23 protein-coding genes are annotated in these 22167 nt (G+C 71.2%); 6 read left to right on the top strand and 17 right to left on the bottom strand.

Annotated features, from left to right (window positions below; genetic code table 11):
- Positions 1–34: 34 nt before the first annotated feature.
- Positions 35–1054 (bottom strand): LacI family DNA-binding transcriptional regulator, encoded by a 1020-nt coding sequence (locus ACN28C_RS32565; protein WP_422771311.1) that lies wholly within the window; start codon positions 1052–1054, stop codon positions 35–37.
- Positions 1055–1409: 355 nt separating this feature from the next.
- On the opposite strand from ACN28C_RS32565, the gene ACN28C_RS32570 reads away from it, so the two are divergent.
- Complete coding sequence (locus ACN28C_RS32570; protein WP_422771312.1) at positions 1410–3098, top strand: hypothetical protein; 1689 nt, start codon at positions 1410–1412, stop codon at positions 3096–3098.
- An 87-nt stretch (positions 3099–3185) separates the two neighbouring features.
- On the opposite strand, the gene rpmG is transcribed toward ACN28C_RS32570, so the two are convergent.
- Both rpmG and rpmB read right to left on the bottom strand, forming a co-directional pair.
- Positions 3186–3353 (bottom strand): 50S ribosomal protein L33, encoded by a 168-nt coding sequence (gene rpmG / locus ACN28C_RS32575; RefSeq protein ID WP_107258087.1) that lies wholly within the window; start codon positions 3351–3353, stop codon positions 3186–3188.
- Positions 3353–3589, bottom strand: a complete 237-nt coding sequence (gene rpmB / locus ACN28C_RS32580) for a 50S ribosomal protein L28 (protein WP_422771313.1) — start codon at positions 3587–3589, stop codon at positions 3353–3355. Before rpmB ends, rpmG begins: the two co-directional genes overlap by 1 nt.
- A 111-nt stretch (positions 3590–3700) precedes the next feature.
- Between rpmB and ACN28C_RS32585 the strand changes: the two genes are divergently transcribed.
- Positions 3701–5020, top strand: coding sequence for a CobW family GTP-binding protein (locus tag ACN28C_RS32585; RefSeq protein WP_422771314.1), 1320 nt, complete (start codon positions 3701–3703; stop codon positions 5018–5020).
- Positions 5017–5283: a type B 50S ribosomal protein L31 gene (locus ACN28C_RS32590; protein ID WP_422771315.1), complete on the top strand. Its 267-nt coding sequence runs from the start codon at positions 5017–5019 to the stop codon at positions 5281–5283. Before ACN28C_RS32585 ends, ACN28C_RS32590 begins: the two co-directional genes overlap by 4 nt.
- A 143-nt stretch (positions 5284–5426) precedes the next feature.
- Here ACN28C_RS32590 and ACN28C_RS32595 read toward each other — a convergent pair whose 3' ends face one another.
- From ACN28C_RS32595 to ACN28C_RS32625, 7 genes are all read right to left on the bottom strand, one after another.
- Positions 5427–6671, bottom strand: a complete 1245-nt coding sequence (locus tag ACN28C_RS32595) for a GTP-binding protein (protein WP_422771316.1) — start codon at positions 6669–6671, stop codon at positions 5427–5429.
- Positions 6668–6847 (bottom strand): 50S ribosomal protein L32, encoded by a 180-nt coding sequence (rpmF, locus tag ACN28C_RS32600; protein ID WP_422771317.1) that lies wholly within the window; start codon positions 6845–6847, stop codon positions 6668–6670. The genes ACN28C_RS32595 and rpmF overlap by 4 nt, the downstream gene beginning before the upstream one ends.
- A 177-nt stretch (positions 6848–7024) precedes the next feature.
- Positions 7025–7996, bottom strand: coding sequence for an ATP-binding protein (locus ACN28C_RS32605; RefSeq protein ID WP_422771318.1), 972 nt, complete (start codon positions 7994–7996; stop codon positions 7025–7027).
- Between the two features lie 148 nt (positions 7997–8144).
- Positions 8145–9239 (bottom strand): LLM class flavin-dependent oxidoreductase, encoded by a 1095-nt coding sequence (locus ACN28C_RS32610; protein ID WP_422771319.1) that lies wholly within the window; start codon positions 9237–9239, stop codon positions 8145–8147.
- Positions 9229–9621 carry an SCO5389 family protein gene (locus tag ACN28C_RS32615; protein WP_422771320.1) on the bottom strand — a complete coding sequence of 131 codons (393 nt, stop codon included), beginning with the start codon at positions 9619–9621 and terminating at the stop codon, positions 9229–9231. The genes ACN28C_RS32610 and ACN28C_RS32615 overlap by 11 nt, the downstream gene beginning before the upstream one ends.
- 217 nt (positions 9622–9838) lie before the next feature.
- Entirely contained in the window at positions 9839–10486 is a 648-nt protein-coding gene (locus ACN28C_RS32620) for a choice-of-anchor M domain-containing protein (protein WP_422771321.1), read from the bottom strand.
- A 37-nt stretch (positions 10487–10523) separates the two neighbouring features.
- Positions 10524–11177 (bottom strand): choice-of-anchor M domain-containing protein, encoded by a 654-nt coding sequence (locus ACN28C_RS32625; RefSeq protein WP_422771322.1) that lies wholly within the window; start codon positions 11175–11177, stop codon positions 10524–10526.
- A gap of 197 nt (positions 11178–11374) precedes the next feature.
- On the opposite strand from ACN28C_RS32625, the gene ACN28C_RS32630 reads away from it, so the two are divergent.
- Positions 11375–12835, top strand: coding sequence for a choice-of-anchor M domain-containing protein (locus ACN28C_RS32630; RefSeq protein ID WP_422771323.1), 1461 nt, complete (start codon positions 11375–11377; stop codon positions 12833–12835).
- A 257-nt stretch (positions 12836–13092) separates the two neighbouring features.
- On the opposite strand, the gene ACN28C_RS32635 is transcribed toward ACN28C_RS32630, so the two are convergent.
- The 6 genes from ACN28C_RS32635 to ACN28C_RS32660 form a co-directional block, all read right to left on the bottom strand.
- A complete protein-coding gene (locus tag ACN28C_RS32635) occupies positions 13093–14043 on the bottom strand; it encodes an anchored repeat-type ABC transporter permease subunit (protein WP_422771324.1) in 951 nt (316 codons plus the stop codon).
- Entirely contained in the window at positions 14043–14786 is a 744-nt protein-coding gene (locus tag ACN28C_RS32640; protein ID WP_422771325.1) for an anchored repeat-type ABC transporter ATP-binding subunit, read from the bottom strand. Before ACN28C_RS32640 ends, ACN28C_RS32635 begins: the two co-directional genes overlap by 1 nt.
- On the bottom strand, positions 14783–15718 hold the full coding sequence (locus ACN28C_RS32645) for a choice-of-anchor M domain-containing protein (RefSeq protein ID WP_422774889.1): 936 nt from the start codon (positions 15716–15718) through the stop codon (positions 14783–14785). Before ACN28C_RS32645 ends, ACN28C_RS32640 begins: the two co-directional genes overlap by 4 nt.
- Positions 15719–15831: 113 nt before the next feature.
- Positions 15832–17454, bottom strand: coding sequence for an anchored repeat ABC transporter, substrate-binding protein (locus ACN28C_RS32650; RefSeq protein ID WP_422771326.1), 1623 nt, complete (start codon positions 17452–17454; stop codon positions 15832–15834).
- A 117-nt stretch (positions 17455–17571) separates the two neighbouring features.
- Entirely contained in the window at positions 17572–19146 is a 1575-nt protein-coding gene (locus tag ACN28C_RS32655) for a TIGR03773 family transporter-associated surface protein (protein ID WP_422771327.1), read from the bottom strand.
- Positions 19147–19213: 67 nt separating this feature from the next.
- Positions 19214–20413, bottom strand: coding sequence for a WxL protein peptidoglycan domain-containing protein (locus tag ACN28C_RS32660; protein WP_422771328.1), 1200 nt, complete (start codon positions 20411–20413; stop codon positions 19214–19216).
- 519 nt (positions 20414–20932) lie between these two features.
- Here ACN28C_RS32660 and ACN28C_RS32665 point away from each other — a divergent pair.
- Together ACN28C_RS32665 and ACN28C_RS32670 are read left to right on the top strand one after the other, a co-directional pair.
- Positions 20933–21547: a superoxide dismutase gene (locus ACN28C_RS32665; protein ID WP_422771329.1), complete on the top strand. Its 615-nt coding sequence runs from the start codon at positions 20933–20935 to the stop codon at positions 21545–21547.
- A gap of 6 nt (positions 21548–21553) precedes the next feature.
- Positions 21554–21868, top strand: a complete 315-nt coding sequence (locus tag ACN28C_RS32670; protein WP_422771330.1) for a superoxide dismutase — start codon at positions 21554–21556, stop codon at positions 21866–21868.
- 102 nt (positions 21869–21970) lie between these two features.
- Here ACN28C_RS32670 and ACN28C_RS32675 read toward each other — a convergent pair whose 3' ends face one another.
- Positions 21971–22147: a hypothetical protein gene (locus ACN28C_RS32675; protein WP_422774950.1), complete on the bottom strand. Its 177-nt coding sequence runs from the start codon at positions 22145–22147 to the stop codon at positions 21971–21973.
- Between the last annotated feature and the right edge of the window lie 20 nt (positions 22148–22167).

Raw genomic sequence — 22167 nt, forward strand, 5'->3', positions numbered from 1 at the left:
GCTGTGTCAAGACCTACACACACGCGAAGCAGGGTCAACCACTGACCGGTGCGGACGATGCGCGTACCACCAGCCGGCACGGCACGACGTGCGGACCGGGCTCCGATTCGCCGCGTTGGATCGCCTCCAGCAGCAGGGTGCCGGCAGTCCGGCCGACCTGTTGCAGGTTGAGGTCGACACTGGTCAGCGGTGGCTGGCAGCCTTCGGCGGTGGGTTGCCAGTTGTCGACGCCGACCAGTGCGACATCGTCGGGCACGCGTCGGCCGCTTGCGCGTAGGCCGTCGGCTACGCCGCGTCCGATCGCGTCGCTGCCGCAGAAGACGGCGTCGACCTCGGGGTGTGTCCGGATGAGTGCGGCGGCGGCGAAGCGACCCCAGACCTCGCTCCAGCCGCCGTACCACGGGTCGCCGAGCAGGTCCAGCCCGGCGGCACGCAGGGCACTCAGGGTGCCGTCGACCCTGGCCTGCACGGAGGCGTGTCCGTGCGGGCCGGTGACGTGTGCGATGGCTCGGCGGCCGGTGCGCACCAGATGCTCCACGGCCAGAACGGCGCCGGCCGCCTCGTCGACCACCACGCTGCAGTCGGCCGGATCCGCCGAGCGGGCGAAGGCGTAGACGACCGGCACCGGCAGCACACCGGCCAGCGGCGGCCGGGGCTCCGTGCGGCGACCGGCCACGATGATGCCGTCGACCCGGCGCCGCACCAGGCTACGCACGTAGTGCTGCTCACGGATCGGGTCGTCCCGGGTGTCACAGACGAAGGCAAGCGTTTCGTCCCAGCCCAGGGCGTCCTCGGCACCGTGCAGGATCGGCAGGCTGAACCGCCCGTGATGGTCCGTCATGATCAGACCCACGGTGTACGTCCGGCCGGTCAACAGACTCGCCGCGACCGCGCTGGGGATGAAACCGAGCTCGTATGCCGCGGCCCGCACCCGGGCCCGGGTTTCGTCCCGGAGCTGTCCCCGGCCATTGAGCGCCTTCGACACCGTGCCGACCGACACCCCGGCCCGCCGCGCCACGTCGACGATGCCCACCCGCGCCCGCCTGTCTGCCACAGGAGGACCATAGCGACGGAAAACCTTTGCCTCAACCTGCCGCACAACTGACCGTTGACGGACCGTCCCGTCAATACGTAGCCTACGCAAAACGACCCGTTACAAGGGCGTGGCGGTGGATACCGGGCACCGAAAACATTTTCCGCATCTGCCCGGGCCATCACCTGCGATTCCGCGTTAGCGCTCACATGGGCGCGGAAAACCGTGGAGATCGCCGAGACGGTCGTTTCCGGTATCCGCCTGCGTCGCCGCTACGCCCGTTCGACAGCTCAAGATCGGCTCCTGCTCGGCGTGCGAACCCCGACCGCGCCGAGCCCGTCCCAGGGAGGCAACCCTCGTGCGAGCATCCACCCGCGTGTCCGCCGCGACACTGGCCTCGGCCATCACGGTCGCGGCCGGCGTCATTCTTACCGGCGGTACGGCCAGCGCCGCCAACTCCACTCTCACCGTGAATGTGGCCAGTCCGTTCCGCCCGGTCAGCCATGTCGCAGCCGGTGGCCTCTACGCCCTGGCCGAAAACAACCGCCCCGCCGACAACATGCTGCTGCCGCTCAAGCTCAACACCCTCACCCAGCCCGCGCCCCGGGTCGGCCAGCGCCCCAACGGCCAGCCACCCGGCGGGGACGCCCTGCTCGTCGCGCCCCAGGCCACCCGCGTCGGCGCCGCCGAATACATCCGCATGCCCGACATCTACCCCAACTTCCCGTACCGCTGGGTGAGCTGGAACGACTGGCTGGCCAAGGTGGACACCCAGGTCAACGACCGACTCGCCGCCACCGGTACCAGCAACATCACCGGTTGGGAGCTGTGGAACGAGCCCGACTACACCTGGGACACCGCCGCCGCCGGTGACTTCAACGCGGCATGGGTCCGCACCTACCAGCGGGTCCGGGCGCGCGACACGCTCACCCCGATCGTCGGGCCGAGCACGGCCACGTACAACGAGTCATGGATGCGCTCGTTCCTCACGCACGCCCGCAACACCGACACGCTGCCGGACATCATCTGCTGGCACGAGCTGCAGACCTCCGCCAACGTCGCCGCGCACATCGCCAACTACCGGGCGCTGGAGCGGTCGCTGGGCATCAGCGCCCGGCGGATCTCCATCAACGAGTACGCCACCCCGACGGAGATCGACCAACCCGGTCCGGTGGCCAGCTACATCGCCAAGTTCGAGCGCGGCGGCGTCGACAACGCCGAGCGCGCCTTCTGGTACGAGTACGGCACCGTCAACGGGCTGACCACCAACAACCAGCCGACCGGAAGCTGGTGGCTCTACAAGTGGTACGGCGACATGGCCGGCAACATGGTCACCACCACGCCCCGGGCCCAGACCGGCCTGGACGGCTTCGCCGCACACGACCCCACCCGCCGCATCGTGCACGCCGTCTTCGGCGGCGAGTCCGGCACCAACCACGTCCGTTTCACCGGACTGTCCTCTCTCGGCGGCCAGGTGCGGGTGACGGTCGAGTCGACGCCGGCGTCCGGACGGCACACCCAGGTCTCCGCACCCACCACGATCAGCAACACCACCGTGAACGTGACCAACGGCGAGCTGACCGTGACCGTGCCCAACATGAGCGCGACCAGCGGCTACCACATCGTGGTCCAGCCGACCAGCGGCGTACCCGGCTACCAGCAGCGGTACGAAGCCGAGAACGCCTCCATCTTCCGCGCCAACCGGTTCGGCAGCTCCAGCGCCTCCGCCGGCGCGTACGTCGGCCAGATCGACAACACCGGCGACCCCCGCACGGCCAGCTACGTCGACTTCATCGTCAATGTGCCCACCGCCCGTGCGTACACCATGCAGATCGGCTACGCCAACGCCACCGGCGCTACGGCGACCCACGGTCTCGCCTACAACGGCGGATCCTGGTCAACGGTGAGCTACCCACCCACCAGCGCGTGGGGCCAGTTCGGCGCAACCGTCAGCACCACGGTGAACCTGCGCGCCGGTTACAACGTCATCCGGCTCGCCAAGGGCGCACCATACTTCGGTGGCGGCACCGGCTACGCCGAACTCGACTACATTGAGCTGACCTGACAGTACGAACTGTCGCCAGGGCCGCCGCGATCCGCGGCGGCCCTGGCTCGTGGGGCGGGTGGCCCACGTCCCGGTTGCGGAACGGTGTCAGCGCTCCTCGCGGAAGTCGACGTGCCGGCGGACGATCGGATCGTACTTGCGCAGGACCAGCCGGTCAGGGTCGTTGCGGCGGTTCTTGCGGGTGACGTACGTGTAGCCGGTGCCGGCGGTGCTGCGCAGCTTGACCACCGGCCGGATGTCGGTCTGCCGGGCCATCAGACCTTCACCCCCCGGGCGCGCAGCTCGGCCACGACCTTCTCGATGCCCTTGCGGTCGACGGTGCGCAGCGCCTTCGCGGTGAGCCTGAGGGTGATCCAGCGCTTCTCCGAGGGCAGCCAGTAGCGGTGCCGCTGGACGTTCGGGATCCACCGGCGACGGGTGCGCCGATGGGAGTGGGACACGGCGTTGCCGAAGCTCGGCTCGGCGCCGGTGACCTCACATCGTCGGGACACGGCATCTCCTCTTCTGTGTGGTTGACGGTGGCGGCGGAAGACCCCCTGGCCTCGCGCCGCCAGCCACCATACTATAATGGAAATCGTTTCCATTAGTTCGTGAGGACCGGAATGCCGACGTCACCACTCGCACCCACCGACACCACCACCCCGGCAGCCGACAGCCGCCCGGCCCTGACCGTGCTCAGCGGCTTCTGGCCCTCCGCGACGTACGCGGTCGCCCGGACACTGCTCGCCGCGGAGCCGTCGCTGCTGCTGGTCCGACACGACCTGACGGCCGTACGCGACGGCCTGGTACGCCGGACCGTCCGCGACGGCGCGGGCGGGTTGGAGGACGAGCGGATCACGCTGGCGCACGGCTGCGTCTCCTGCACCCTCCGCGAGGACGTGCTGCCCACCCTTGCCCGCCTGGTCCACACCCATCCCGGCCGGGACCTGGTGCTGATGCTGCCCGAGGTGGTCGAACCGGAGGCGGTCGCCGCCGCCTGCGCCCACTGCCTCGTCGACGGCGCATCCATCACCGACCTGCTCCGCGTCGACTCGTACGTCACCGTGGCCGACGCCGAGCACCTGCTCGACGGGCTGGCCAGCACCGACGACCTCAAGACCCTCGACATCCACGCCGCGGAGAACGACGACCGAGGGCTCGCCGACGTGATCGTCCGCCAACTCGAGTACGCCGACACCGTCGTCCTCTGGGGCCGCTCCCGGGAGGGGGCGTACGACACCGACCGTCTCTCGGTACTGCTGGCCCGGATGGTGCCGTGGGCGACGCAGGTACGCGTCGACGGCGACCTCGTCGATGCGCACACCCTTGACCAGCAACTGCGCCGGACCGGCCGGCATCGCCCGGAAACCCCGGGCGTGCTGACCCGCGGCCTGCAGGGTCATCTTCTCGGCGTACACGAGCCGCACCCCGACTGCGGCGTGGTCTCGGTGGTCTACCGGGCCCGCCGCCCGTTGCACCCGGAGCGGCTGCACGACGCGCTCGAAGACCTCGGGGCCGAGGCGATCCGCTCCCGTGGCCACCTCTGGCTGGCCAGCCAGCCCGAGACCGTCGTCGCCTGGGACTTCGCGGGTGGCGGCCTCGGCCTCGGCAGCCTCGGCCGCTGGCTGACCGCCCTGCCCGACGACCACTGGAACCACCAGCCGGTCCACCGGCAGCTCGCCGCCACCCTCGACTGGGACCCCTACTACGGCGACCGCCACCAGCATCTGGTCTTCATCGGCCTGGACCTCGATCCGGCCGACCTGCACCGCACCCTCGACCGCTGCCTGCTCACCGACGCCGAACTCGCCGACGGTGAGGAAGCCTGGCGCGGCTACCCCGACCCGTTCGCCGACTGCTTTCCCCTGCCCGACCTGTTTCCCCTGCCCGACCTGGACACAGCCGGCCAGAGCCGAACCGACGCCGAAGGAGATCCCGTATGAAGCCTGGAATCCACCCCGGATACCGCCCCGTGGTCTACCGCGACCGCGCCGCCGACTTCGCCTTCCTCACCCGCTCCACCGCCACCAGCGACCAGACGGTCGAGTGGACCGACGGCAACACCTACCCCGTCATCGACGTGCAGATCTCCTCCGCCAGCCACCCCTTCTGGACCGGACGGCAACGCCTGGTCGACACCGAGGGTCGGGTGGAGAAGTTCCGCGCCAAGTACGCCCGGCACGGCGGCGCGCCGCCGCAGCAGTGACGCCATCGAGGCGACCCCCGCGAGCCGGTCGATGTCGAGCACGGCCACCCGGGGCCTGCGGCCGGGCTGGTAGTGGCCCATCATGGCTTCCCAGTCCCGCCGCCAGCGGGCGAGGTCGGCCGGGGCGAGGCCGACGGGCCTGGTCAGCGAGGGCCGGCGGCGCCGACCGGCTCCGGGTGCTCGTGATGGTCGAGGTCGGCAGGGTCCCAGGCCGGGAAGGGGTCGGGCAGCGCCCGCCAGGTCGCTTCGTCCGCCGCGGCCTCAGCGTCGGTGAGCAGGCAATTGTCCAGCGCCGTACGCAGCCCGTCGGCGTCCAACCCGACGCCGATCAGGACGAGTTCCTGTTGCCGGTCGCCGAAGACCCGATGCCAGCGGGCCGCCAGGTCTGCCCGTTCCTCCGGGTCGTCCGGCCATTCGCCGGAGACCACCACCGGCACGCCGGCCGGGTCGCAGCGCCCGGACGGGCCGGCCTGGGACCAGAGCGCCTGCACGTCCGGACGGCTGGCCAGCCACAGGAAGCCCTTGGACCGCAGCACGCCGAAGCGGTCGAGCCCTTCGCCGAGCAGGTCCCAGAGCCGCTGCGGGTGAAACGGCCGGTGGTCCCGGAAGACGATGCTGGAGATGCCGTACTCCTCGGTCTCCGGGACGTGCTCTCCGTTGAGCTCGGCGACCCAGCCGGGTGCGGTCTCCGCCCGCTCGAGGTCGAAGCGGCCGGTGTGCAGGATCTCCGCCGGAGGCACCCGTCCATGCACGGCACGGACCTGTCGGGCCGTCGGGTTGAGCCGGGTCAGCAGCGCCTCGACCGTGGCCAGGTCCTCTCCCTCGACCAGGTCGGTCTTGTTCACCACCAGGACGTCGGCGAACTCGATCTGGTCGACCAGCAGGTCGGAGACGCTGCGGTCGTCGCCGTCGTACGCGGCCAGCCCGCGCTGCTCCAGCGTCTCCCCCGCCTCGATGCGGTCGAGTAGGCCGGCGGCGTCGACGACGGTGACCGTGGTGTCCAGCCGGGCGAGGTCGTCGAGCACCTGCCCGTCCTCGACGCCGAAGGCGAAGGTGGCCGCGACCGGCATCGGCTCGGAGATCCCGCTGGACTCGATGAGCAGGTAGTCGAAGCGACCGTGCCGGGCCAGCCGGGCCACCTCGTCGAGCAGGTCGTCCCGCAGCGTGCAGCAGATGCAGCCGTTGGTGAGTTCGACGAGCCGCTCCTCGGTCCGCGACAGCGCACCGCCGTCGCGGACCAGCGCGGCGTCGATGTTGACCTCGCTCATGTCGTTGACGATGACGGCGACCCGCAGGCCGTCGCGGTTGGCCAGGACGTGGTTGAGCAGACTGGTCTTGCCGGCACCGAGGAAACCGGAGAGCACGGTCACCGGCAGCCGAGCGGTCACGACTGCTCCACCATCTGGCGGCCCCGGTAGAGCCCGCAGTGCACGCAGGCGTGGTGCGGCAGCACCATCTCCCTGCGCGGGCAGGGGCACGGGGTCAGCGGCGGCAGGCTCGCCTTCCACTGCGCGCGTCGGTGCCGGGTGTTCGACCGGGACATCTTCCGCTTTGGTACGGCCACCAGGGATCCTCTCTGCTCGGCGAAACACCAGGCTATCCGATCTGGTTTTCGTTGTCATTAAGTCCACTCGGCCGCGCACCCACCCGCCGCCGACCCACGCCCCGTCTTGCGGTCGATCGGCGACTCGTGTCCGGCATCGCTCGGGCGAGAAGCCTGAGCGGCACCGGTTGGTCGGTGTTAGCGTTGCGCTGCTGCGACAGGGCCGAGGACGAAGTCCGGGTCGACCTGTGCCGCGAGGTCCTCGCCGGTGCGGTCGTTGGCCCAGGCACTGGCGTTGCGCAGGTGGAAGTGCACCGCCTGCCGGGTGTACCTGGCCCAGTCCTGCGCCGCCGCGTCCACGGCACCGCGCATCGTCTCCAGCGCCGCCCGGTTCGCCGGTTCGAGCGTGTCGATCGGGCGCGGCGTGCCCCGCTCGGCCTCCTTGACGTAGCCGGAGCGGCCGAGCCAGGTGAGCAGGTCGTCGCCGACGTGCTCCCGCAGGAACTCGACGTCGGAGGCGTCCTCGACCTTGTTGCCGACCACGTGCACCCGGACACCGTAGTCGGCGGCGTAGCCGACGTACTGCCGGTAGACGCCGACGCTGCGCTGGGTCGGCTCACAGACCAGGAAGGTCGCATCGAAGCGGGTGAAGAGGCCGGAGGCGAACGAGTCGGCACCGGCGGTCATGTCCACCACCGCGTACTCGCCGGCCCCGTCGACCAGGTGGTTGAGGATCAGTTCCACCGCACCGACCTTGGAGTGGTAGCAGGCCACCCCGAGATCCTCGGTCGTGAACGGGCCGGTCACCGCGAGCCGGACGCCGCCGACCTCGCGTACCAGGGCGTCGTAGACCGGGTTGGTCTCGGCGACCCGCAGCAGCCGGGAGCCGCGTCCGGGCGGGGTGGTCTTGACCATCGCCGCGGCCGAGGAGATCCGGGGGTTCGTGCCGCGCAGGTATTCCTTGATCTCGGTGAGGTGGTCGCCGAGCGCGGGGATCTGGATCGCCTCCTCCTCCCGGGCACCGAGCGCCACGGCCAGGTGCTGGTTGATGTCCGCGTCGACGGCGAGCAGCGGGGTACCGGCCGGCGCCTGCGCCGCGAGGTGGCGGGCGAACAGGGCGGCGAGCGTCGTCTTTCCGCTGCCACCTTTACCGACAAAAGCGATCTTCACGGCCGGTCCTCCGGGAATGGATATGTTTCCTACGGTTCCGGCCACACCTTAGCTGAGTTGGTAGTCGTTTCCATAAAGACACCACGACCTGGGACGAATGTCCTCCGGGGTGGTACCCCGGGTCGTCCGGGCAGCCACGGGGCGGGGCTCAGACCGGCCCGGATCCTCGGCCGGGCACGGCGAGGTGCGGCAGGACCTCCGCGCCGAGTCGCCGGATGATCTCCAGCGTCCGGTCGGGATGCCCGGCGGCCTCGACGACGAGCATCAGCCGCCGGGCGCCGGTGGCGGCGAGGGTGCCGGTCAGCCGCGACACGCAGTGGTCGGGCGGTCCGACCGGATGGATCGCGAGCAGATGATCGAGGTAGGCGTCCAGGTCGCGGTGCGCGGGTGGACTGCCGTCGATGCGGACGTACTCGCGGGTGCGGGCGAGCCAGCCGGGCAGTGTGTCGCGCACCTCCTTCTCGGCCTCGGCGACGGTGTCGGCGACGTACGCCAGGTGCGCGCTGACGTGCTCCGCCGCCGTCGCGTCCCGCCCGGCGCCGCGCACCTCGCGCCGCGCACCGGTCACCACGGCGGTCCGTGCGTATCGGTCGAGGGTGGCGGCCTTGGCGGCGTCGTCCACGTGCATGCCGAGCAGCAGCGGAAGCCCTCGGCGTGCGGCGAGATCCACGGTCGGCGCCGAGGTGGCGGCCACCCACACCGGCAGCGGCCGGCTCGGCCGGGGCACCATGGCAACCTGCCGGAACCGGTGCACCGGGCCGCTTCCGGCGACGGTCGGCCGCCCGGAGAGCGCGTCGAGGAGCAGGTCCAGCGACTCCGGGAAGCCGGTGGTGTGGCGGTCCAGCCCGGTGCCGAAGACCTCCAGGTCGACCCAGGGGCCGCCCCGGGCCACGCCGAGGTCGAACCGGCCGCCGGAGACGGCATCGAGCAGCGCCGCCTCCTCGGCGAGCGCGACCGGATGCCGGTTGGGCAGGATCGCCGCCGCCGTACCGACCCGGATCCGGGTGGTCCGGCCGAGCAGGAAACCGGCGAGCGTCGTCGCTGACGGGCAGACGCCGTACGAGATGAAGTGGTGCTCAGCCAGCCAGACGCCGTCGAACCCGGCCGTCTCGGCGGCGACGGCGTAGTCCACGGCGTGCCCGAGGGTGGCGGCGTGATCGGCGCCGGGAAACGTCCCCGCAAGCAGAAACAGGTCGACGCGCGGCCGTTCCGGCCGCGCGTCGACGGGCGGATCAGCAGTCACGCAGCTCGGGTGACTGGTTGAGCAGTTGTCCCCGGGGCGAGATGAAGGCGCGGTAGCGGTCGCTGTCCACCGCGGACGGCGTGAACGCCGCGACCCGGTGGCAGTTCTGGAAGGCCAGCTTCACCCCGAAGTGGCGTTCCAGCGCTCCCCGGATCGCGTCGCTGGCCAGCGCTCGCAGCAGCTGGCCCCGCTCGGCCTCGGTCGGCGGGGGCACCGCGTGGTCGGCGAATTCCCCGCCGTCGCGGCCGAGATCGCCGGCGACCTCGCTGACGACCGCCCAGGCGTAGGGCAGCGAGTCGCGCACGCAGGCGACGAACTCGGCGTCGTCGACCGGTCCAGCCTCGGCCCGTTCCAGCAGGGCGGTGGGTACGTCGAGGGACATGCAGACTCCTCAATGCTCGGAAGCATCACCGTCGGTGTCGGCGAATGCACTAACCGCGATTTCTACCTTGCCTGATGGCCATCCGCCCGTCCAGCCCTCGCTCTCCGTCCCATCGGCCGTCCGGTTGGGTCCTCCGGACGCATGGGGAGCGCTGGGCCCGCGCCCCCGACCATCGCAGCGAGCGGTCGGGGGCGCGGTGACCGGGACGACGCTGTCGTCAGCCGACCTGGAATGTGTAGTTGACGGTCGGACTGGCGACTCCGGTGCCGCCCTTGGCGGTGGCCCGGAACGAGAGGGTGTAGGTGCCCAGCGCCGAGAACGCCCAGTTGCCGTGCGCATGGATGCCGGCGCCGATGTTGCCGGGCCAGACGGAGATCGGGCAGCCGGCGGCACTGTTGGAGTTGAGCCGGAAGGTCGGCGTGCCGAAGGAGTTGGTGGTGTAGATGGCGAACCGCCCGCCTGCCGGCACGGACGACACACCGACCAGTTCCATCCGCACCGGCCCCTGGGCCGCCGGCACGTCCTCGGTGTTCCAACCGGGCCAGATCAGGTTGGGGTTCTCGGCCTGCGGGGCGACGTAGGCGGTCGACCCGGCGGCGCCGAGGCAGTTCCAGGCGGATCCGCTCGGCACCGTGATGGCCGAGGTCGGCTTCAGCCGCAGCGTCGTACCCACCGGCGACAGGTCGTCGTTGGCAGGGCTGTGTGACCTGATGTCGAGGGTGAGGGCTCCGGCGGCGTAGTCGACATCGAGGACGTCGAGGTGACCGGTCTCGATGGTGGCCGCCGCCGCCGGGGTGGCGGTCAGGCCGAGGACGGCGGCGGTCGTGGCCGCCACGAGGACCAAGGTCCGGTGGACGAGTCTCATCACTGCTCCAATTGCGGGGACGGGGGTCAGGACGGGCTCAGCTCTTGACCTTGAAGGTGAGCCACACCGGGTCGGAGGTGACGCGCTCCCCGGTCGCGGCCAGCCTGCCGGTCACGTCGACCTTGATCCGGTAGGTGCCGGCCCGCTCGAACGCCCAGTTGAGGTGCATGTGGTCGCCGACCGGCCGGGTGATCACGTCGGGCAGGCCGTCCTCGCTGTCGACCAGCACGTTGGGTGCGCCGACGGGGTCGCTGACGAAGATGCTGAACCCGTCCGGGCCGTTCACCCGGGTGAACCGGATCCGGACGCTGTCGCCGACGAAGACGCCGGACTCCAGCTCCTCGGTGGCCAGGCCGGCCCAGAGCAGGTTCTCGTCCTGCACCTCGGGAAGAATGTGGACGGTCGCGCCCGGTGCGCCGAGGAACGCGTACGCCGGGTCGTCCGGCACGGTCACCGCCGCCTCCGGCTTGGCGACGAAGATCACGTCGGCCGGGTCGCGCTCCACGTCGGGGTCCACGGTCTCGTCGTGGACGGAGATCTCGAACTCACCGTCCTCGAAGGCCACGTCCACCGCGTCGACGTGCCCCTGGGACAGCTTCACGACGGCCGCCTGGGCGGGCACGGCCCCGACCAGCAGGCCGGCCGTGATCGCCGCAGTAATGCCGGTCAATGCGGTCATCCTGGTTCGCATGCGAATCCTCCTCACGCCGCGGCACCGCACCACGGCAAAGCAAACGGTAACCATTTTCAGTAAGGTGTCAAGTCTCTGGCGCGGCCGGCACCACGGACCCCTCCGGGATGGCCGGCCACTCGCTCGACACGCCTCCGGGGGCGTGCTAACTTCCCCGCGAACCTGACATCCGTTTTCAACAAGAAGTGGGGGGAGGGATGACGACGAGAAATCCCAAGCGCCTTGCCGCTGCCGCCGGAGCCGCCGTCGTGTGCCTCGGTGGCCTGCTGTTGCCCGGTGCCACGCCGGCACTCGCGCAGGAGAAGGTCGTGCTGTCCACCGGCCACACCGACGCGGTCGACGTGCACTACGAGGACGGCGATCTCGTCCTCAAGGTGCACGACGACACCGTCTCGCCGTCGGTCACCCGGGATCCGGAGGACGTGATCTTCCAGGCCCTGCCGGAGGCCGCGGTGCAGGTGCCGGACCTGCCGGAGTACGCGTTCCTCGGCCCGGCGGGCTCGACGGTGTGGCTGCTACCGATGACGCAGGACCCGAACCTGCTCTGGCCGGGCTGGAACACCACGACGCTGCGATCCGGCGTGTTCCAGGGCAACAAGGTGCGGCTGAGTCTGGTCGAGGTGGCCGGTCCGGGCCGGGTGTCCGTCTTCATGACCGATCCGGTCGGTCAACCGCTGATCAAGTTCCGCAGCGACGACGGACTGCCGGACACGCTCGACGTGCCGATCAGCACCCACGCACACGCCAACTGGGTCTTCAGCGCCCTGGGCAGCTACACGCTGACCTTCCAGGCCGACGCCACGCTGGCCGACGGCACGCCGATCTCCACCGGCCCGGTGCCGTACCACTTCGTGGTCGGTGACCTGCCGGATCCGGACCCGGAGGTCGAACTCTCCGTGCAGGGCCTGCGGTCCGGCTACGTCCCGGGCGCTGCGGTGAACCTGACCGCCGTGCAGAATCCGGTCACCGAGCTGGACCAGTACCGCTGGTTCAGCAGGTGCCCGGGGGCGGCGGAATTCGCCGAGATCCCGAGCGAGGTGTCCGCGGCGTACTCGTTCACCGCCACCGCGCAGCTCGACGACTGCCAGTACCTGGCCCGGCTCTACCGGGACGGTGACGTGCTGGTGGCCGAGAGCGCTCCGGTGACCCTGAACGTCGAGGACGCCGGCACACCGGCGGCGTCGCAGACGATCAAGGTGACCGTCGGGGCGCAGGGCTCGCTGGTGGTCAGCGTCGACCCCGACGACCGCACGGTGAACCTGCCGGCGGCCGTCCTGTCCCCGGGCGGTGACCGGTGGCAGAGCAACGGCGACCTACGCCCGGTCACGGTCACCGACACCCGGCCGGGTTCACCCGGCTGGAACGTCGCCGGACAGCTCGGTGACTTCACCGCCGGGCAGAACCGGGTCGGCGGAAAGTACCTCGGCTGGACGCCGACCGTGCTGGCCCAGGCCCAGGGTCAGGGAGTCGTCGCGGGCCCGACCGTCGCCCCCGGCTTCACCGTCGGAAACGGCCTGGCCGCGAGCAGTGTGCTCGGCACCGCACCGGCCGGCGACGGCCGGGGCACCGCCCAACTCGGCGCCGGGCTGAACCTGGAACTGCCGACCGACACCGCTGCGGGCGAATACGTCGCGACGCTGACCCTGACCGCCATCTGAGGAACCTGACAACCATCCGGAAGAAACCCGTCTCGGCAGCCGTGGGTGCACAAACCCACGGCTGCCGAGACGATTTTCCCGGCGCCGTCCCAGGCAGCCAGCGCAGGAGAAGCTGGACGTCGTCGTGCTGGCGCCCCGACGATGGTCGAGCTCCGCCACTGCCCCGGCCAGCTCCGACGCGGTACTCGCTGGACTCGTGGTCTTTCATGCTCCCCGCCACGCGCGACGCGCTACGCGCCAATCGGCGGCTGCCCGGTTCACCTTCGGCGTAGCCGCCGGGTCCTGACCGCCACGGTCTGGTGCGGAGGGTCGGCGCGGTCGTCCGACCCCGGAGTGTCGGAGTCCTCGACCGCCGCAGGGCGGCGCCAGCGCCGGGTGAGCAGGCCGTGTCTCGGGGCGAAGAGCCAGGCGGCGAGGAAGACGGCGGTGGCGACCAGCACGATCGTGCCGCCGACCGGAGTGTCGTAGCTCCACGAGAGATAGAGCCCGACGAGCGCGGAGGTGCCGCCGATCACGGGGGCGAGCAGCATCATCACGCCGAGCCGGTCGGTGAGCAGCCGGGCCGCCGCCGCAGGGGTGATCAGCAGGGCCAGGACGAGGATGTTGCCGATGGTCTGCAACGAGATCACCACGGCGAGGGTGACGAGGACGTAGAGGACGATGTCGAGCCAGAAGACCGACATGCCCATGGATCGGGCCATCTCCCGGTCCAGGCAGACCGCGACGAACTCCTTGTGCAGCGCGAAGACCAGCCCCAGGATGACCAGGCCGGTGCCGCCGACCAGGTAGAGGTCCCGGTCCGGGATGCCGGTGATCGAGCCGAAGAGGAACTGCTGCAGCGAGCCGGCGTACCCGGGCGCCTGCGAGATGATCACGATGCCGAGGGCGAAGGCGGCGACCAGGAAGACGCCGATCAGGGAGTCCTCCTTGAGCCGCCGGTTCTGCGCGAAGATCGCGATCAGCAGGGCGGTCGCTATCCCGGCGACGGCGCCGCCGAGGACCAGGCTGCCCTGCAGGACGAAGGCGACCGCGAGGCCGGGGAAGACCGCGTGCGCGACGGCGTCGCCGATGAAGGCCATCCCCCGGAGTACGACGTAGCAGCCGACGACGCCGCAGACGACGCTGGACATGACCGCGATGGCCAGCGCCTTCGGCAGGAAGGCGAGGTCGGGGTTGAGCAGGTCGGTGAGGAAGTCGGTGATGGACACTAGGTCGCCCTCACGAGTTTCAGCAGCGGGGAGGTCTCGCTGACCCCGAAGGTGCGCATCCACACCTCGACGTCCTGGAGTTCGTCGGGTCGGCCATCGGCGATGACCGTGCGGTTGAGCAGGACCAGCCGGGTGCAGGACTCCATGGCGGCGACCAGGTCGTGGGTGGTCATCAGCACCGCCCGGCCCTCGACGGCGAGGCTGGCGAAGAGGTCACCGAGGAGTTCCTGGGTGGGCATGTCGAGTCCGGTGAACGGCTCGTCGAGCAGCAGGATGCGCGGGGCCAGCGCGAGGGCGCGGGCGACCAGGACGCGCTGCCGCTGCCCGCCGGAGAGTTCGCCGACCGGGCGTCGACGCAGACCGGCGAGTTGCACCCGGTCGAGCGCGTCGCCGACGGCCCGCCAGTCGGCGACACCGGGGCGGCGGAGCAGGCCGATCCGGCCGATCCGGCCGGTCAGCACCGCCTGCTCGACGGAGATCGGGAAGTCCCAGGTGAACTCGTGGCGCTGCGGGACGTACCCGATCGCCGCACGTCCGGGGCGGGACGGCTTTCCTTCCACCAGCACCTGGCCGTCCCTGGCGCGGACCAGCGCCAGGACGGTGCGGAGCAGGGTGGTCTTGCCGGCCCCGTTGGGGCCGAGCAGTCCCACCAACTCCCCCGGCTCGAGGTGCAGCCGCACGTCACGCAGCACCGGCCGGCCGCCGAGGTCCACGTCCAACTCGTCGACCTCCAGCGCTCTCACGGCCGACCGTCCGGCGACGCCGCGCTGCGTTCGCGTTCGGCCCGGCGCCGTGCCCCGGCGCTCCGGACCAGCACCACCACGAGGGCCACCGCGAGCAGGACCGCGACTCCGACCAGCGCGGCGAGCAGTGTCGTACCCGGGCCGTCGGACGAGTCGCCGGCCTCGGTCGGCCCGTCGTCGGGTGCGCCCTGCCCGGCGGCTCCGGGGACCTCCGCCGTAGCGGCGAACGCTTCTTCCGCGCTGGCGGCGTCGCCGACCGCGAAGCGCAGCGTCCGGGTCGAGGAGACCTGCTCGCCACTGATCAGATCGGCGGAGACCTGGACCGCGACCAGGTAGACGCCGGGTGCGCTGAAGACCCAGTTGGCGTGGGTGTGGGTGTTGACCTCCACCCAGATCGGCTGGGCCGCCGGCTCCGCCGAGCGCCAGAGCACCTGCGGCGCGGCGAAGTTGCCCGACTGGAGGAACGTGGTGAGGGTGCCCGGCCCGTGCACGCCGAGCAGGCTCAGCGTGACCCCCCGGTCGATGGTCTGCAGCACCCGGGGATCCTGGCTGTTCCAGCCGAGCCAGATCACTCCCTGGTCCTGGACCTGCGGCACCACGTGCACCCGCCTGCCGGCCTCGATGTCGAGGAAGGCGTATGCCGGATCGTCCGGCACGGACTGCAACGCCGCGTCGGAGACCCGGAACACCGTCTCGTCGGGGTCGCGCCACACCGGCCGGGCCTGCGTGCCGTCGTGCACCAGAAGGGTCCACTCGTCGTCGACGTAGCGGGGGCCGATGTCCACGTGCCCGGTCGCCAGGGTCGCCCGGCCGGTGGCCAGCGGCTGGTCCGCCGCGATCGACTGCTGAAGGTCCGGACTCGGTTGCGCGGCGAGCGCCGGGGTGGTCGTCGCCGCCAGCGCCACAATCGTTCCCGCCACGCATCGCAACATCGCCGTCGCCGCGCGGGCGCTCCGCCCGTGCGGCGGCCTCCGCGCCGCGTCCCGGCGCCGCTGACCGGCCCAGCGCGGCGATCGCGCTCGTCCTGCCGTCACTGCTTCCTCCCTCATCGTGCCGTGCCCAGGCAGCCGTACAGCGATTCGGCGTTGAACCGCATCATCCGCAGGTAGTCGGTGACCTCGTCGTCGAAGGTGTCGCCGTAGATCCGGCAGATCCGCAGCCCCTCCTCCCGGGCCACCTCGGTCAGGGTGGCGGAGCGGGCCGCCAGGTTCGGTTCCAGGAACACGGCCGGGATGTCGAGGTTGCGGATCGTCTCGGTGAGCCGGCGCCGGTCGGCCAGGCTCGGCTCGGTCGCCGGGCTCGGTGTGACGAAGCCCGAGATCTCGACGCCGTACGCCTGGCCGAGATAGCCGAACGCGTCATGCGTGGTGACCAGATGACGCCGCGAGGGCGGGATCCGGGCGATGGTGTCCCGGACGAAGGCGTCGAGTCGTTCGAGTTCGTCGACGTAGCTGGCGGCGTTGGCGCGATACTGCGCCGCACCCTGCGGGTCCACCCCGATCAGGGTGTCCCGGATCAGCTCCACGTAGGAGATGGCGTTGCGGACGTTCTGCCACAGGTGCGGGTCGATCTCGCCGTGCACGTGCTTGCCCAGCACCGCCTGCGGAAGCTGGTAGACCTGGGTGCCGGGCCGGCCGAGGAACCGGTACCTACGGTCGCCGGGCACCTCCCGCAGCGCCTTGTTCGGCACCTCGATCACCGTGCCGGCCGGGTCGTACACCCGCTGGTTGACCGTGCCGCCGCCCTCGGGGTCGGCCAGCAGGTCGAGCCGACCCTGGTCGAGGTCGACGCTGAGGTCCGCGTGCCCGGAGTTCAGCACCGCCGCACCCGCCATTCCCGGCACCGAGTGCGGGTCCACCCCGACGGCGAAGGTGAAGACCTGCTCCCCCATCGGCACGGGGGCAGTGTCCGGGGTGACCGCGAGCTCTGCCCGCATTACCAGCCGGTAGACGCCCGGCTCGGTGAAGGCCCAGCTCATATGGGTGTGCGCGTCCGGTGGCAGGGTCGCGGTGTCGTCCCGGTAACCGTTGGCCGGGTCGAAGCCGTCGGTGGAGTCGACGTAGAACGACGGGTCGCCGAACGACTCGGTCAGGTAGGCGACGAGCTTTCCGGGGCCCTGCACGGCGGTGGCGTGCAGCAGCACGTCGGAGGAACGGTTGGCGCCGTGCGCCACGCCCGTGCCGAGAACCCGCATGCCGAGCCAGACGGTGTCCAGCGACACGTCCTCGACCAGCGGGATGATCTCCGCCGCGTACTTCACCGCGCCCTCGGCCAGCGAGACGTTCGGTACGCCGTCGCGCAGGTTCGCGTCCAGCGCCTTGATGATGGCTTGTTCCTCCAGCAGCAGGTAGTTGCTGAACGCGACGTCGGCGTAGACCACGTTGCGGATGCTTCGCAGTGTCGGCTCGTAGCTGTGCGGGTCGGCACCGTCCGGCACCATCGCGCTGACGCGTACCCGGTCACCACCGACCTGGCTGGCCAGATCACGCAGGATGCCGGTGGTGGTGACAACCTGGATCCGTTCGTCGTGTGCGCTCAGCGTCACCTCCGACCGGCAGCCGGCGGCGAGCACCGCGAACAGCAGCGGCACCACCGCCGGCAGCAGCCGGGCGCGCAGGGCGACGCGGCGAGCGGACGGGCGGGCCCGGGTGGCGACGGCGACAGGCATCCGCGCGCCTTCTAGCTCGGCGCGACGGCGCCGGGCGGTCCGCGCCACCGTTCCGCGCGTCGCGCCGAACAGTAACCCTGATATGGAAATGGTTATCATCTTTGTGAATGCCGGTCGTTATGGCGTTGTCGCCCCGGCGCCGGTCCTGCCGCGGCGTCGTGCGGCGAAGCTGAGCAGCGCACCGGCCAGCACGAGGAGCAGCCCACCGCCCACCGCCGGAAGGATCCAGGACTCACCGGTACGCGGCAGCCTGCCGTTCCCCGACCCGTCACCGGAGCCGTCGCCCGAACCGTCACCGGAGCCGCCACCGAAGCCCGCGCCCGGATCGGTCTCGTCGCCCACCGCGATCGCCAGGGTCCTGGTGTCGGTGACCGCCCTGCCGTCCGTGGTGGTGCCGCTCATCTGCACGCTCAGCCGGTAGAGGCCCGGCTCGCTGAACGCCCAACTACCGTGCGCATGCGTGTTCGGCGGGATCGCCAGCCGCTGCGGCAGCGCCTTGCCGGTGTCGAACAGGACCTTCGCGCCGCCGAACGAGTCCGTCGTGAAGAGCGTGAACCGCCCCGGACCGTCGACCCCGGCAAGGGTCCACGTCACATTGCCCCGGGTACCCGAGACCACCGACTCGTGCTGGGTGTTCCAACCCGGCCAGACAATCCCGGATTGCTGCACCTGCGGTAGCACCCAGACCTCGTCGCCCTCCTCGCCGAGGAAGTCCGCACCGGCCGGCACCGTCGTCCTCGCGTTGTCCTTGGCTTGGAGGACCACGTCGGCCAACTCCCGCCACACCGCCGGGGTAACGCTGTCGTCCTTGAGCCGGATCGTCCAGTCACCGCCCACCAACTGTGGTCCCATGTCGACGTGCCCCTCGGAGATCACCTTGCGTTCGCCGGCGGCCGGGGCGACGTTCACGACCACCGGCTGCGACATCGACGGCGTCGGCACCGGCGCGGCCCGCGGCGGCGCAGGTGCCTTGGCCCTGGTCTGCGGCAACTGCCGGGCCGGCTCGACCGGCGTCGCCGCGGCGGGCGGCGGCGGCGCCGCTCCCGGCCGCAGGGTCGGGACGCTCACCTGGTACGTCGCCTCGGCCGTCACCGTCGCGCCGGTCGTCAGCGTCGCCGACGAGGCGAGCGTCAGCCGGTAGTCCCCAGCGGTGTCGAAGGCCCACACGACCGGAGTCCGGGTGGCGGTCGGCAGCGACACGTCCCGGGCATCCGCGCCGAGCAGTTGCCGGGCCGTACCGAGACCGGTGACCGTGTACGCGGTGAACCGGCCGGGTCCCGCCACTGCCGCCAGCGACACGGTCACCGCGTCGCCCCGCACGGCACCCCGGCCCACCCTCGTGGTGTCGAACGCGGGCAGCCCGGCATTCCCCGAGGTGAGCGACCAGACCGGCTGACCGGGTGCACCGAGGAACGAGAACTGCGGGTTGTCCGGCACCCGGACCGTCACGCCGCCCTCCGGGCTCAGCAGCACGTCGGCCGGGTCGTGCCCGGCCGCATCCCGGGCGGCCTGGCCGGCGTCGCGGACGCGCATCGAGAGGTCACCGTCGACGACGGAGAGGGACACCAGGTCCGCCCCCGCCGGGTCGACCGGCGTCGGCGCGGCACCCACCGGTGCGGCAGTGCCGGCCAGCGACAGTACGGCCAGGGCGAGCCCGGCCGCGCCGACCCGTACCACTGCTCTTCTTCTCATCTCCCTGCCTCGCTCCACTCGGGGTTGTCGATATCGGGTCCGGTTCGCCGGCACGGTTCGTCCGGGGTCACGGGTGGGCGCCCGGGGCTGGCGTCGACGGCTCCGATGTGGCCTTCGGCGTGCTCCTGTCGGGCTGCGCTGGCGGGCCCGTGCCGTCCGGCCGTCCCGACGGCGCGCCGACGGCCGTCGCGGCAGCTTCGGCGCGGCCCTGGTCGCGAGCCTCGGCAACGGCCTGTGCCAGGTCTCGGGCCGCACGGCGGCGCCTGCGGCGGCGGACCATCAGGAGAGCAGCCACCACCCCGACAAGGAGGGCGACGAGCAGCAGTTGGCGCCACGGTACGGCCCACACGGAGACCGCCTCCGACACCTCGGCCGGGGGTGGATCGAGCACCTGACCCTCGACGGCCGACGGGACGACGGTGGTGGTGACCGTGAGCCGGAACAGCGGTGCCACCCCCGGGAGCCGGACGGTGGCCGCAATCGCGTCGCCCGGCAGGATCTCCGGCAACGCCGCACCGGACGCGCTGCGGCGCCCCAGGCCGAGGAGCCCGGCCGACTCGACCGCCGGCTGGGCGGCGAGCCGCACGTTCCCGGTGTTCCGGATCGTGGCCCTGGCGACGACCTCGCCTCCGGCGAACGGGTTGCCGGAAGCACGATGGTCCACCCGAAGGTCCTCCAGGGCCAGCGCCGGCCGCAGTGCGCCGGTGACACGCAGGTAGATCCGCGCGCCGACCCGGTGGTCGACCGCGACCTGGTTGCCCTGGCCGTCCGCGCTGGTGGCGGCGAGCGAGGCCACGATGCCGCCGACGTGGTCGCCCGGGGTGGCGTTCTCGGGCACGGTCAGGGTGAAGGGCACGTCCATCCGGGACGTCGACGGGATCGTCAGCGTCGGGGCGGTGAGCCGCACCCAGGAACCCACGTCGACCGGCCGCTGCCCGCCGGGCAGTAGGTCGAATCCGCCCTGCGGGGTGGTGACGGCGTCGCTGGCGTAGAGGCTGAGGGTCAGCGGCCGGGTGGAGTGGTTGGTCACCGCGACGTAGTCCGTCACCGTGGCACCGGGATCGAGCTTGTAGCCGAAGCTCGCCCGCCCGTTGGGCCCGGTTCGACTCGACGGGGTCACCCCCCAGGTCACCGGCGCTGGCCGGACGGACACGCTGCCGCTCGGTGCCGGGGTGGGCGTCGGCGTCGGTCCGGGCGCAGCGGCCGCCGGGACCGCGCCGAGTGCAGCGCCGGCAACGGCGGTGGTGATGGCGATGGACAGACGCATGGTGGGTGGCGGATCCGTTCGGGTAGGGGCGTGGCCGGCGCCTGGGTCGCCCGGCGCGCGAGAACTGACGAACTCCGGTCGGGCTCCCGGCGCAGTCCGGAGAGGGACGCGGGACCATGACGCACAGGCTATACAGTAATGAAAACCAGAATCAACTAGTCCAGGAATGATTCTTGCCGGAGACCGCCATCGCGCTGGTGAGCAGGGTCAGCATCACGGCGTTGGCGATGTCCGGACGCAGGCCGAGGGGCCGGACCTTGCGAGAGTCGAAGGTGAGCGTCAGGAACGGCCGGTAACAGACGGCGGTGGCGGGCGTTCAGGTGGGTGGCGTCGGCAGGGCTTGCCGGACTGCCTGCCGGGCCAGGGTCCGACGTGCACCGCTGTCGCACAGCGCGGCGAGGGCTGTCGCGACGCGATCGAGTGCGTTTTCCGTCACGCCGGTCAAGCCGCCTGCCGATCGCCACTATTGCCATAATGTGGCAGGAGCAAATTTCTGGCGAGACTTGGAAGGACCCACGGATGGCCGTCTACACACTCCCCGACATGCCCTACGACTACGGCGCACTCGAACCCGCCATGTCCGGCGAGATCCTGGAACTGCACCACAGCAAGCACCACGCCGCCTACGTCAAGGGCAGCAACGACGCCCTCGACCGCCTCGCCGAGGCCCGTGACAAGGGCGACTACGAGACCCTCGTCGGTCTGGAGAAGACCTTCGCGTTCAACCTCTCCGGGCACGTACTCCACTCCATCTTCTGGAACAACCTCTCCCCCGACGGCGGCGACCGCCCCGACGGCGACCTCGCCGCCACCATCGACGAACACTTTGGATCCTTCGACGCCTTCGGCAAGCAACTCTCCGCCGCCACCAAGAGCGTCCAGGGCTCCGGCTGGGGCGTCCTGGCCTGGGAACCACTCGGCCGCCGCCTCATCGTCGAGCAGGTCTACGACCACCACGGCAACGTCGGCCACGGCTCCACCCCGATCCTCGTCTTCGACGCCTGGGAACACGCCTACTACCTGCAGTACCGCAACGTCCGCCCCGACTACGTCGACCGGCTCTGGGACCTGGTCAACTGGAGCGACGTCACCGCCCGGTTCGACGCCGCCCGAGCCAGCCGACCCACGATCTGAGCAGCGGTGGGCCACCCCGACCCGGTCCACGCCGCCGAGACGGCGCAACGCGCCGCCGGAGTCATCGCCGCACGCCGACGCGGCGACCTCGACGGCGCCGAAGCCCTGCTCGCCGCCTTCCCCACCGAAACGGCGAAAACCCTCGGCTTCTATCTCCTCGCCGACCTCGCCCTCGGGCTACTCCAGGCGCAGTCGGGGCAGTCGATGGACGATCTTGTCCGGGAAGTGTCCCTGCACCTGGCCCGGGCCGTGGCCCAGCCACCGTCGCCGCCACCACCAGCTCCCGGCCGACCCACTGGCTCTCCTCCTGGGGGCCGGTAGCCGGCCGGGTGCGCGCCCACCGTCGCGCGGGCCGGGACGGGGTTCCTCTTCCGGCCCGCCATCCCGGCCAGCCACCGGTCTCGACCCGGCGGCCGGGCACGTCTACCGCCGGCCGGTGACGAGGAACTGCGTCTGGTGCTCGTGGTCCGGGGCCACCCCGAAGCGTCGGTCCAGTTCGTAGATCGACGTCAGTGGCGTGACGGTGACGTCCCGCAGACCCGCCTTCTCCAGCACCGCGACGGTCTGGTCGATGGAGGTGGCGGTGACCAACGGCAGCACCGCCTGGACCTGGGTGTCGT

Origin of the sequence: Plantactinospora sp. WMMC1484 (assembly GCF_049315195.1) — a bacterium.
Taxonomy (GTDB): domain Bacteria; phylum Actinomycetota; class Actinomycetes; order Mycobacteriales; family Micromonosporaceae; genus Plantactinospora.

Coding starts and splice junctions, on each gene's coding strand:
- rpmG (WP_107258087.1), bottom strand. CDS start 3,353: ATGGCCCGGCAGACCGACATCCGGCCGGTGGTCAAGCTGCGCAGCACC.
- ACN28C_RS32585 (WP_422771314.1), top strand. CDS start 3,701: ATGCCGACGTCACCACTCGCACCCACCGACACCACCACCCCGGCAGCC.
- ACN28C_RS32590 (WP_422771315.1), top strand. CDS start 5,017: ATGAAGCCTGGAATCCACCCCGGATACCGCCCCGTGGTCTACCGCGAC.
- ACN28C_RS32615 (WP_422771320.1), bottom strand. CDS start 9,621: ATGTCCCTCGACGTACCCACCGCCCTGCTGGAACGGGCCGAGGCTGGA.
- ACN28C_RS32620 (WP_422771321.1), bottom strand. CDS start 10,486: ATGAGACTCGTCCACCGGACCTTGGTCCTCGTGGCGGCCACGACCGCC.
- ACN28C_RS32625 (WP_422771322.1), bottom strand. CDS start 11,177: ATGCGAACCAGGATGACCGCATTGACCGGCATTACTGCGGCGATCACG.
- ACN28C_RS32630 (WP_422771323.1), top strand. CDS start 11,375: ATGACGACGAGAAATCCCAAGCGCCTTGCCGCTGCCGCCGGAGCCGCC.
- ACN28C_RS32645 (WP_422774889.1), bottom strand. CDS start 15,718: ATGTTGCGATGCGTGGCGGGAACGATTGTGGCGCTGGCGGCGACGACC.
- ACN28C_RS32650 (WP_422771326.1), bottom strand. CDS start 17,454: ATGCCTGTCGCCGTCGCCACCCGGGCCCGCCCGTCCGCTCGCCGCGTC.
- ACN28C_RS32655 (WP_422771327.1), bottom strand. CDS start 19,146: ATGAGAAGAAGAGCAGTGGTACGGGTCGGCGCGGCCGGGCTCGCCCTG.
- ACN28C_RS32660 (WP_422771328.1), bottom strand. CDS start 20,413: ATGCGTCTGTCCATCGCCATCACCACCGCCGTTGCCGGCGCTGCACTC.
- ACN28C_RS32665 (WP_422771329.1), top strand. CDS start 20,933: ATGGCCGTCTACACACTCCCCGACATGCCCTACGACTACGGCGCACTC.